This is a genomic window from Gemmatimonadota bacterium (genome assembly GCA_026706345.1).
Taxonomy (GTDB): Bacteria; JAAXHH01; JAAXHH01; order JAAXHH01; family JAAXHH01; genus JAAXHH01.
On the sequence record JAPOYX010000265.1, the window covers coordinates 51,892 to 59,785 of the forward strand.

Consider the following 7,894-nt stretch of genomic DNA (forward strand, 5'->3'; position numbering starts at 1 on the left):
ACTGCGGCGGGACGCGGCCGAGTGAAAAGAAGACCGGAAAAGAAAACTCCAGGGAGTTCCCATGTTAAGACCCATGACCGCGGCGTTAAGGTCTACAACCGCGGCGCTTTTTCTGCCGCCGGCGCTTTTTCTGCTGCCGGCGCTGCTCCTGCTGCCGGCGCTGGCCCTGCTGCCTGGCTGCTCGCAATCTCCCGAGCCGGCCACGCTGGTCGTCCGGGACGCCCGCGTGTGGACCGGGCAGCCGGACCTGCCCTGGGCCGAGGCCGCGGCCGTGTCGGACGACCGCATACTGGCGGTGGGCAGTAACGAAGACATCGGACCGCTGATCAACAGTGAGACGCGGGTGATCGAAGGCGCCGGCCGCCTCGTTACCCCGGGCTTCATCGACACCCACGTGCACTTCATATCGGGCGGGTTCAACCTGTCGTCCGTCCAGTTGCGGGACGCGCCGACCCCGCAGGCGTTCATCGACCGCATCGCCGAATTCGCCCGGGGACTGGAGCCGGGCGTCTGGATTCTCGGCGGCGACTGGGACCACGAACAGTGGGGCGGAGAATTGCCTCGCCGGGACTGGATCGATTCGGTCACGACGGACAACCCGGTCTGGGTCAACCGGCTCGACGGACACATGGCCCTGGCCAATACGGCCGCGCTGACCGCCGCGGGGGTGACGCGGGAAACAGAGGAGATTGACGGCGGCACCATCGAAAGGTACGAAGACGGCGAACCCGCGGGCATCCTGAAGGACAACGCCATGTATCTCGTCGACCGGGTCGTTCCCGAAGCGCCGGAAGAACTGAAGGACCGCGCTTTGGACGCCGCGATGGCGTACGTGGCGGCCCAGGGGGTCACCTCCGTCCACGACATGGGCTCGTGGAGCAACGTGGCAGTCTTCGAACGGGCGCGCAACGAAGGCCGGATGAAGACCCGCATCTACGCCGCCATACCGCTGTGGGACTGGCAAAAACTCTCGGACAGAGTGGCGGAAAGCGGGACGGGAGACGAGTGGGTCCGGCTGGGCGGCCTCAAGGGGTTTGTGGACGGCTCGCTGGGATCCCACACGGCCGCCTTCATGGAACCCTTTACCGACGCGCCGGACGATACGGGCCTGCTCATCAGCACCGAAGAAGACCTGTACGCCTGGACCTCCGGCGCCGACGGGGCCGGTCTTCACGTGATGGTCCACGCCATCGGCGACCGGGCCATCCGGATGCAACTCGATATCTTCGAACGCGTGGCGGCGGAGAACGGTCCCCGGGACCGCCGCTTCCGCATCGAGCACGCCCAGCACATCGCGCCGGACGACATCGCGCGGTTCGCCGCCCTCGAGATCATCCCCAGCATGCAGCCCTACCACGCCATCGACGACGGCAGGTGGGCGGAAAAGGTCATCGGCCCGGAGCGGATCAAGACGACCTACGCCTTCCGGTCGCTGCTGGACTCCGGCGCGCGGCTCGCCCTGGGCAGCGACTGGTCCGTGGCGCCGGCGACGCCGATCGAGGGGATCTACGCGGCGGTTACGCGCCGGACGCTGGACGACCTGAATCCCGGCGGATGGGTACCGGAGCAGAAGATCACCGTGGAGGAAGCCCTGCGCGGCTACACCATCGACGCGGCGTACGCCTCCTACGAGGAAGACGTCAAGGGCTCGCTGGAACCCGGCAAGCTCGCGGATTTCGTGATTCTGGACCGGGACCTGACCACCATGCCTCCCGAAGAGATCCGGGACGCGAAGGTGGATCTGACCGTAGTCGGCGGCAACATCGTATATGAACGGTGACGGCCCCAGGGACGATGCGATGTGGCGGACGGCGCCCTCCGGCGCGGCGTGGCGGCTGGACCCCGGCCAGATCCATCTCTGGCGCGCTTCACTCGATCTGCCGCCAGCGCGGGTCCGGGAGCTGGAGCGCTTCCTTTCCCCTGACGAACTGGCCCGGGCGAAGCGTTTCGTCGCGCGCAGCGTGCGGGGACGTTACACCACGGCCCGTGCCGTCCTGCGAAACATCCTGGCGCGGTACGTTTCCGCAACCCCGGAAGACCTGCGTTTCAGCTACACCGAGTACGGGAAGCCCGACCTCGCCCATCCCGCGACGTCCATCCGGTTCAACGTATCCCATTCCCACGACCTGGCCGTTTACGCGCTGACCACCGGACAGTCCGTGGGGGTCGACGTGGAATACCTGCACCGACGCGCGATCGTGGACCGGCTGAAGATCGCCTACCGTTTTTTCTCCGACCGGGAATATAACGCCCTGGCGTCCATGCCGCCGTGGCGACGCGACCAGGCCTTCCTGGCATGCTGGACGCGGAAGGAAGCCGTCGTCAAAGCCATCGGCCAGGGCCTTTCCTGTCCCCTCGACCAGTTCGACGTCACCGTCGATCCCGGCGATCCGGCCGAACTGCTAGCCACGCGCTGGGACGTCTCGGACGCGCAGCACTGGTCCATGGCGTCCGTCGATCCCGGCCCGGACTATATCGGGGCGATGGCCGTGAAAAACCGGGACATTCGTCTCTGTTTCTGGCAGTGGGACCATGCGCAGTTCGAATGAGCATTGAAACCGAGGAGCATCCATGTCCGAGAAATTCTGCCCGCTGAACCTGACCCCGGAGGAACTCGTCGAATACACGCCGGACTGGGACGGCGAACGCTTCCCCGACGGCCGCCCGATGGTGCCCGACGGGATCATCGAACGGATGAAGAACGTCTCCGTCACCCAGGCCTGGGGCGTGATGCGCGGGGCGGGGTACGAATACCAGTACGAGGGCGGATGGGCGCAGACCCATCCCGGCAAGACGCTCGTGGGACGGGCGGTGACGGCCATGTACATGCCCCGGCGGCCGGCCATGCGCGCGGTGATGGAGGCGAAAGGCGCCGCCCACGGCTGCATCGGCGACCAGATCTCCTGGCCCATCGATATGCTGGTCCCGGGCGACGTCTACGTGGCGGACACCTACGGCAAGGTGGACGAGGGGCCCATCATAGGCGACAACCTGGCCACGGCCATCTACGCGAACTCAGGCAACGGCGTGGTCTTCGACGGATCGGTGCGGGACCTGGAAGGCATCGAGGAACTGGAGGATTTCGCCTGCTTCGTCCGGGGCTGGCACCCCTCCTATGCCTCGCCCACCATCATGCTGCTGGGCGTCAACACCGCGGTGCGCATCGGCCAGGCCACCGTCATGCCCGGCGACGTGGTCCTGGGCAAGCGCGAAGGGGTCGTCTTCATCCCGCCCCACCTCGCGGAGACCGTCGTGAAGACCTCGGAACTCGTCCAGCTGCGGGACATGTTCGGCAAGCAGCGGCTGCGGGAAGGGAAATACACGCCCGGACAGATCGACGACCGGTGGACGGACGAAATGGAGGCGGATTTCTCCGAGTGGCTGGAGGGTCATATGGACGAATTACCTGTCCCGAAGGAAGCCATCCAGGACCTGTTGAAGGAGCGGACGTGGTGAGTTTAATTGCGTCAGGCACTCACTTTTGGTCTGCGCTCAAAAGCGAACTCCATGATGTTCGCGTTTTCTTCCGCGTGTTCGATGGTCATCGGGACGAAATTGCCATCTTGATCAGGGTCCATGTAAACGTCCTCAGACACCTCCTGCGTCTCTGATACGGTGTTGTTTGTGAACACGAGGCGCAAGGTGTCCGTATCTTCAAAGCGGATCCCGGCCATTCGCGAGAACTGCCTTAATCTCTTCGAGTGATAACTCGACCTTCTCGAAACGTTTGTCCATGGATGACTCGACCTTCTCGAAACGTCTGTCCATGGATGACTCGACCTCCTCGAAACGTCTGTCCATGCAGTCATGAAGGTTGTCAAAACGCTGGTTCATTTCATGGCGTCTGGTTTCCAGTGTCTTGAATAAGACCCGTTCGTAACGTTCAAACATTTCCTTCGTGACGTATCTTTCGTCTGTATCACTCAACTCGTTCCTCCTTTGGAATTGGCAATCGACCGCTTGGGGTTTCCCGCTACAGCGAGGGATGTGATGCTCTTTGGCCCTGATGTAGATGACGGTTGAAACACGACCGCGCGATCCGTCCACGAAAACCCCTCTGTTAGATCGTCATATTCCTTTAGTGTCATTTATCATCGAATTCTCGTGATGAAATCGCGATATTGCCCAACAGGGGCAGCATGGTCAACCCGTCAGCGCCCATCCCGCGGGAATACCTATCACGCCATCGCCCAGGTCTCGTATGTGTGGATCGCCGGATAGCACCAGCGCCTGCAGGACGGGTTTGTCCAGGATCTCCTCCAACCGGCGCAGGTGGCGCGCGTCCTTGTGCGAAACCCTATCCTTGTACTTAATCTCGATAGGCACATAGCCGCTTTCGGCCTCGATCAGCAGATCGACTTCCCGGCCGTAAAAATGGTTAGGTATTAGGTGGGATCACCATAAGAGCTTGGAAGAAACTGTGCCAGAGCGGGATTACAGACTACCTGTTGAAGTAAAGGGAAGGTAGGGAATGGGGCTTGGAAACGACGCGATCGATTCCTGGCCGTGATCAGTTATCCATCGTTGTCAACGACGCGCCCGTCCGCGTCTTCAGCCTGGTCTTCTTCCGGCTTACCGTCTGTCAGTTTCTGGATTGAACCGGGGACGGCATCGACAGGCGGAACTTCGGGCAATTCCCGCGTAATGGGGACGTTCAACTCGGTAAACCGCCGGGCAGCCGGTGCCACGCGGGTATCCCACGATCCGACACTTCGATTGTACCGTTCGATAGCCTGCCGAAGCGAATTGCCCACGTTGACGTAATGCCCCGCGAAAACCGCCAGCCGCTCGTACATCTCCTTGCCCAGGTCGCTTATCTGCCTAGCGGTCTCAGCGACTCGTATCTGCTGCCAGGACATCTCCACGGCCTTGAGCAGGGCCAGCAGGGCCGGTGGCGTGACGATCACCACGTTTTTCTCCAGCGCACGCTCGGTCAGGCCGGGTTCGCGTTCGACCGCGGGAAGGAAGGCAAATTCGGGCACTACCATCACCACCATGTCGGGCGTCGTGGCGAGTATGTTCCAGTATTCTTTCTTCGCAAGCGAATCGACGTGATTTTTCATCTGGCTGACATGGCGGTCGAATGCGGCCGACCTGGTTTCGTCATCGTCCGTCTCGAAGGCTTCCATGAGCGCCGTCAGCGACACCTTGGAATCGAGAATCACCGTACGGTCCTGAGGCAGGTGGACGATAACGTCAGTTCGTATTCGTTCCCCTTCGTTGTTGAAGGTGTCCTGTACCGTGAAATCGATGTCCTTCCGCAGGCCGGACAGTTCGAGTACACGCTCGAGCTGCGTCTCCCCCCAGCGGCCACGCACGTCGGGCCGCTTCAACGCATTCGACAACGCCTGGGCTTCTTCAGCCAGTTCCTTGTTGGTCCGCATGAGGTTCGATATCTGCGTCTGAAATTCGCCCGCGTTCTTGGCACGCGCCTTATCCAGCGTCTCGATCTTCTCCGACAGTGGTTTGACCAGTTTCTCCACCGCCTCCTGCCGCGCCTTTAACGATTCCTCAGCGTTAGCCTTGAACGATTCCTGTTGAGACTTCAGGACTTCGGACGACAGTGCCTTGAACGTATCCTTGAACCGTTTCTCCACTTCGTCGCGCTCTCCTAAACGTTCCTCAGCATTGGAGAGTTTCTGAAGTAGCCCGGCCCGTTCGACTTCCAACTGCCGGGCCTCCTCCAGCGACTTCCGCGCTTCGGCCAGTTGATCGCGCATCAAACCCAACTCGGTCTCCATTCCGGCCTTATCGCCGCTGAGTTGCTCGACGCGTGCGTGGGACTTCAGCAGACGGGCCAGTAGGAATATCGCACCGGCGAGAAGCACGACGAGCAATGTGATCGTAATAGTATCCATTTCAGGGTTTCCGGTTAATGTCGGCCCTGCACCAGGTTAACTCGTGCTGGATTTCGTACAACTATTGTCAAGAGACATGAAGAGTAATAAGACACCAGGGAAGTACCGTAGTCAAGCAATCTGACCACCGCTATCCCGCCATCCACTCAGACGCGATTCGAGCCAGTTCCTCCATGACGGGTTCGTCGGTATTCCGTCGCTTCAGCACCTTGAAACCATGATCCGCGGTATCCACGACGTGCAGCGTCGCGTCAGGCAAGTCATTTACGACCGGCTGCAGCAGATCCAGGTCCGCCATCGAGTCCCTTTGTCCGGACAGGAACAGCATGGGTACCTCTACCGACTTCAGGTGCTCGGCACGCTCCGTATTCTTCTTGCTCGCATGGAGCGGAAAGGCGAAGAATACGATGCCCCGCAGCCCTTCGATGGGTTCCTGGGCACACGCCATCGAAACCATGCGGCCGCTCATGGAATGTCCGCCGGCGAACACCGGAAGTTCGCCAGCTTCCCGTTGTGCCGTCTCAATGGCGGCGCGTACCGTGGCCAGACGCACCTTTTCGCCGTCCATCCCGCCGCCGCCCTTTTCGGAATAGGGATAGTTGAATCGAAAAGTGGCTACCCCCGCATCGTTCAGCGCTTCGCTCAGTTCCTCCATGAATCGATGACGCATGTTCGTGCCCGAGCCGTGTCCCAGCACGAGCAGGGCCTTCGCGGTGGCCGGCCCGCCCGGACGAGCCAGTATGGCCGAAACCTCGCCTTTCTCTTCAGTCGCGATAAACTTCAATTCCCTCGTATCAAAGGACATTCAAACCTCCAGTGATCCTCTTTTCTCTCCCTGTCGATCGCGCCGCCAATGATCGTTTGCTGCCACGTACTGCTATGCGCGCTTCGGATAGTCGTACAGCACCTCGTCGCCACCCTGATCTCCCACGGTGGACCAGGTGTCTGTCTGGAACCTGAGGTGCAACACCGCGCAGGTGGGCATATTGAAGATCTCTCTGGGCCCCAGGTGATTCGCAAGATCCGTCAAGCCCGGATTGTGCCCGAACAGCATCAAGATTCTCACCGAATCTTCCACGCCTCGGATCGCATGGAGCAGTTCGGCAACGCTCGCATGAAAGAGGCGTTCCTCCACCGCAATGCCTTCGCGAGGATATTCGAGCTTCCCGGCTATTGTCCGCGCCGTGTCCAGCGCACGCACCGCGGAACTCGAAACCAGAAGGTCCGGTTTATACTCGCTCCGTCGCAGTCGCTCCCCCATCTCCGGCGCGTCCCGCTTCCCGCGCTTGTTCAGTGGCCGCTCATGATCGCGGAGGGCGGGGTCCTTCCAGCTCGACTTGGCGTGGCGAACCAGGATGAGGTCTTTCACCGGTACGCACTCCCATGGATGAACGGTGCGCACGGCAGCGAGGATCAGGGGACGGCAGCCTGATCTGTCGTCTTAGCTGCATCTCAGGCGCATAACATAAGTATCTCAGGTGAGTCTCGGGCACATCCCAGGCGCAAGACAGGAGCAATCTGTGTTGGATTCAAGCACCCGATCGCCGGGCTGCCTCGGACTCCACGGCAGGTACACTCACGCTACCGAACGGCGGTCCGCCTTGGACTTCGCGGGCAGGCTGAACGGCCGATCGTGGCGGAGACTCGGCACGCGCCGGCGTGCGCTGGCGACGCTTTCCAGATCCACCGTAGCGACGACGACGCCCACGTCCTCGCCGCCATCGGCCAGGACCTCGCCCCAGGGGGAGATGATGAGCGAATGACCGTACACCTCGCCGCCGCCCGGAATAGAACCCGCGGCGCAGGGGGCCAACACCACGGCGCCGTTCTCGATGGCCCGGGCGCGGTTCAGTACGTGCCAGTGGGCCTGTCCCGTCGTCTTCGTGAACGCCGCCGGCACGGCGAGGATCTCGGCGCCGGCCTGCGCCAGCGTGCGGTAGAGCTGGGGGAAGCGCAGGTCGTAACAGGTGGTCATGCCGAGGCGGCCCCAGGGTGTGTCGGTCACCACGGCCAGTTCGCCGGGGGATACGACGTCC

10 protein-coding genes are annotated in these 7,894 nt (G+C 61.8%); 3 read left to right on the forward strand and 7 right to left on the reverse strand.

The annotated features are described in order from the left end of the window. Positions 1-61: 61 nt before the first annotated feature. From OXG98_18415 to OXG98_18425, 3 genes are read left to right on the forward strand one after another with little or no spacing between them, the layout of a single operon-like run. Entirely contained in the window at positions 62-1,780 is a 1,719-nt protein-coding gene (locus tag OXG98_18415) for an amidohydrolase (GenBank protein MCY3773985.1), read from the forward strand. Next, positions 1,770-2,549: a 4'-phosphopantetheinyl transferase superfamily protein gene (locus OXG98_18420; GenBank protein MCY3773986.1), complete on the forward strand. Its 780-nt coding sequence runs from the start codon at positions 1,770-1,772 to the stop codon at positions 2,547-2,549. The genes OXG98_18415 and OXG98_18420 overlap by 11 nt, the downstream gene beginning before the upstream one ends. 22 nt (positions 2,550-2,571) lie before the next feature. Then, a complete protein-coding gene (locus tag OXG98_18425; protein ID MCY3773987.1) occupies positions 2,572-3,456 on the forward strand; it encodes an RraA family protein in 885 nt (294 codons plus the stop codon). 11 nt (positions 3,457-3,467) lie between these two features. Here the strand turns inward: OXG98_18425 and OXG98_18430 are convergent, their stop codons facing one another. The 7 genes from OXG98_18430 to OXG98_18460 all read right to left on the reverse strand — a co-directional run. Further along, positions 3,468-3,674, reverse strand: a complete 207-nt coding sequence (locus OXG98_18430; GenBank protein ID MCY3773988.1) for a DUF2283 domain-containing protein — start codon at positions 3,672-3,674, stop codon at positions 3,468-3,470. Then, on the reverse strand, positions 3,655-3,927 hold the full coding sequence (locus OXG98_18435) for a hypothetical protein (protein ID MCY3773989.1): 273 nt from the start codon (positions 3,925-3,927) through the stop codon (positions 3,655-3,657). Before OXG98_18435 ends, OXG98_18430 begins: the two co-directional genes overlap by 20 nt. A 216-nt stretch (positions 3,928-4,143) precedes the next feature. Beyond that, positions 4,144-4,326: a hypothetical protein gene (locus tag OXG98_18440; GenBank protein ID MCY3773990.1), complete on the reverse strand. Its 183-nt coding sequence runs from the start codon at positions 4,324-4,326 to the stop codon at positions 4,144-4,146. Between the two features lie 188 nt (positions 4,327-4,514). Then, positions 4,515-5,858 carry a DNA recombination protein RmuC gene (rmuC, locus tag OXG98_18445; GenBank protein MCY3773991.1) on the reverse strand — a complete coding sequence of 448 codons (1,344 nt, stop codon included), beginning with the start codon at positions 5,856-5,858 and terminating at the stop codon, positions 4,515-4,517. A gap of 130 nt (positions 5,859-5,988) precedes the next feature. Then, entirely contained in the window at positions 5,989-6,663 is a 675-nt protein-coding gene (locus OXG98_18450) for a dienelactone hydrolase family protein (protein MCY3773992.1), read from the reverse strand. Between the two features lie 72 nt (positions 6,664-6,735). Next, positions 6,736-7,227, reverse strand: a complete 492-nt coding sequence (locus OXG98_18455; GenBank protein ID MCY3773993.1) for a histidine phosphatase family protein — start codon at positions 7,225-7,227, stop codon at positions 6,736-6,738. A 207-nt stretch (positions 7,228-7,434) separates the two neighbouring features. Continuing rightward, positions 7,435-7,894: carbon-nitrogen hydrolase family protein (locus tag OXG98_18460; GenBank protein ID MCY3773994.1), on the reverse strand; the 460-nt coding region annotated here is incomplete at its 5' end.